At 45.3% G+C, this 2,545-nt stretch carries 3 protein-coding genes; all 3 read right to left on the reverse strand.

Annotated features, from left to right (window positions below; genetic code table 11):
* Nucleotides 1-259 precede the first annotated feature (259 nt).
* The gene (locus tag WMO25_RS17070) at nt 260-1,261 is read right to left on the reverse strand and encodes a DHH family phosphoesterase (protein ID WP_256167632.1); all 1,002 of its coding nucleotides are present in this window, start codon (nt 1,259-1,261) and stop codon (nt 260-262) included.
* 52 nt (nt 1,262-1,313) lie between these two features.
* Nucleotides 1,314-1,736 carry a 2-thiouracil desulfurase family protein gene (locus tag WMO25_RS17075; RefSeq protein WP_215691122.1) on the reverse strand — a complete coding sequence of 141 codons (423 nt, stop codon included), beginning with the start codon at nt 1,734-1,736 and terminating at the stop codon, nt 1,314-1,316.
* Between the two features lie 2 nt (nt 1,737-1,738).
* A partial coding sequence (locus WMO25_RS17080; protein ID WP_349086363.1) for a Na+/H+ antiporter NhaC family protein occupies nt 1,739-2,545 on the reverse strand: 807 nt, incomplete at its 5' end.

The raw sequence follows: 2,545 nt of genomic DNA on the forward strand, positions 1-2,545 counted from the left end.
ATCCTATTCCTTTCTGTATATTCATTGTGTATTGCATCATCATTCAGATTCAGCCTTCAAAATGCTCTAAACAATTATCATATTGTACTCTTTTTTTAGTTTTACGTCAACTTTCCTGCCCCGGTATTCTGTTAAAATTCTATGAACTTTCTTACAGTTCTCTTTCTGCTTCCACTTCAGAGCAGCGTCCATAATATTGACGATCACCACCTGATGCTCAGACAGTCATTCCGAATAAGTAAAATGCCGATTAATATCATCACCCCAACGATTGTATGCTTTCAATCTGTGCCAGCAGCTGCTCAAGCAATACTTCCGGCTGATCGGTCTCTCTGCGAAGCCCGGCTGCCGCCGCATGTCCGCCGCCACCAAAACTTTTCATCATCTCATTCACATTTATCCATTGTCCATCCGATCTGAAAGAACATCGCCAAATATTCGGTGCTTCCTCATACATAGAAAACCCCATCTCGATATCTTCACAATCTCTGAGCATTCCGCTGATAGGATGAATATCTTCATAGCTGATATGCAGTTTCTTCGCTTCCTGATAGGACATATAAACATATGCCACTTTGCCCTCCATCACGCGCTTCACTCTGCGAAGGATCTCTCCCTGTCTGATCAGATCATCCAATGTCTTATCCTGCATCGTCCGCATCACATAGCGATGATCGGCCCCCATTGCCAGCAATTTTGAACCCGCTGCCTCAATTTCGGCATCCGATCTTGAAAATCGGCTTGTGTCATGAAGAATACCCATATACAGATAATCTGCCCCATTCGGGTGTGGTGCCGAAGCCGCCTTTTTGAGCATTTCTTTATCTAATATTTCAAAAACGTTGTAGGCACAGGACTCCGAAACCTTTATGTCATTGATTATTCCATATCCTTCGTTAGAGGCATGATGGTCAATGATCATCGAAACCACTGCCCGCTGGTAATATTTCATGCCGATGAGCCTTTTAAGAGTTGCTGTGTCACAGACAATCACCGCATACCTTTCAGACGCCAACTTCGGACGCTCAAAAGGAGCAAAAATCTCATCCTCCATGACCTGTTTCTTCGGGCCTTTATCCAGTTTATCTGACAAAAAAGGCCATGCTGTATACTGGGGATAATTCACCTTGATATAATGTGCCAGCCCCATGACGGAACCTGCTGCATCCCCATCCGGATTCATATGTCCAAGCAGTACAACTTCTGTCACATCATACTCCCTCATCATCTTCTCAAATTGTTCGTTGAAATCAAAGGTCATTCTAATCCTCTCCTTTATTTATCACAGGTAAAATTATCCATGTATCCTTTTTTCATGCATCAATATCCGCAGCATCTATGGCTCTGATGCCGTTTTCCCGAAGAAGCTCTGCAAAAACACCTTCTCCCGGAATAATCTTTCCACTGAAAGTACCATCATAAACGGCCTTGACGCCGCAGGAAGGACTCCTGGATTGAAGAATGGCCAGATCTGCTTTTTCCTTCAAAGCAATCGTCAATGCCTTGGCAGCCCCACTCCTGAATGCGTCATCCACGGATCGTCCGTCCCTGCATCTGACAACACCATTCACGATCTCTGCCGGCATTCTCGGCACAGGCAGTCCGCCCAATACTTCCGGACAGACCGGTATAAGCTCATGGTCTTTTACAAAATTCAGCACCGCTTTATTCTCATTATTGCCGCCGCTGTATTTGCAGTTCTCCCCCAAAAGACAGGCACTGACAACAATTCTCATGATCAAGCCGCCTCCTTCGTCCCTTTAGCACGGATAATCAATAAAATGGCTAAAAGGATAATTATGCAGATTGGCAGTGCAAGCCAGGCAATAGAAGCCAGCCCAACTGCACGGAAAACACCAATCAGAAAATATCCCACCATACATACGGCAGCAACCAGCAGCACATACGGCAACTGTGTTGAAACATGATTCACATGCTCACAATGTGCACCGGCTGACGCCATGATCGTTGTGTCTGAAATTGGTGAACAATGGTCACCGCATACGGCACCGGCCAGACAAGACGCGATAGAAATTACCATCATCTGTCCTTCCGGGAAGACGCCGATAACAATCGGAATGAGAATACTGAATGTGCCCCATGATGTACCTGTTGCAAAAGCCAGAAAAGCTGCCACAAGGAAGATGATCATCGGAAGAAATCCCTGCATAGATAAAGCGGAACCGGCCACCAACTCTGCCACAAAAATCTTGGCTCCCAGAAGATTTGTCATGCCTGACAAAGTCCATGCCATGGACAATATCAGAATTGGTGCAACCATGGCTTTGAAACCTTCTGGAATACAGTCTGTAAACTCCTTGAAAGATAAAACATCACGCATCATGAAATAAATAAACGTAAATACAAGTGCCACGGAACCACCCAGAACAAGGCCGACCGATGCATCTGAATCCGCAAAGGCATCCACAAAGGAAGCACCGTCAAAAAATCCGCCGGTATAGATCATTGCCACAATACAGCTGACGATCAACACTGCAACCGGCAAAACAAGGTCCATCACATGGGCTTTATCATTGCTTATTGC

The organism is Coprococcus intestinihominis (assembly GCF_040096555.1).
GTDB classification, from domain to species: domain Bacteria; phylum Bacillota; class Clostridia; order Lachnospirales; family Lachnospiraceae; genus Coprococcus_A; species Coprococcus_A intestinihominis.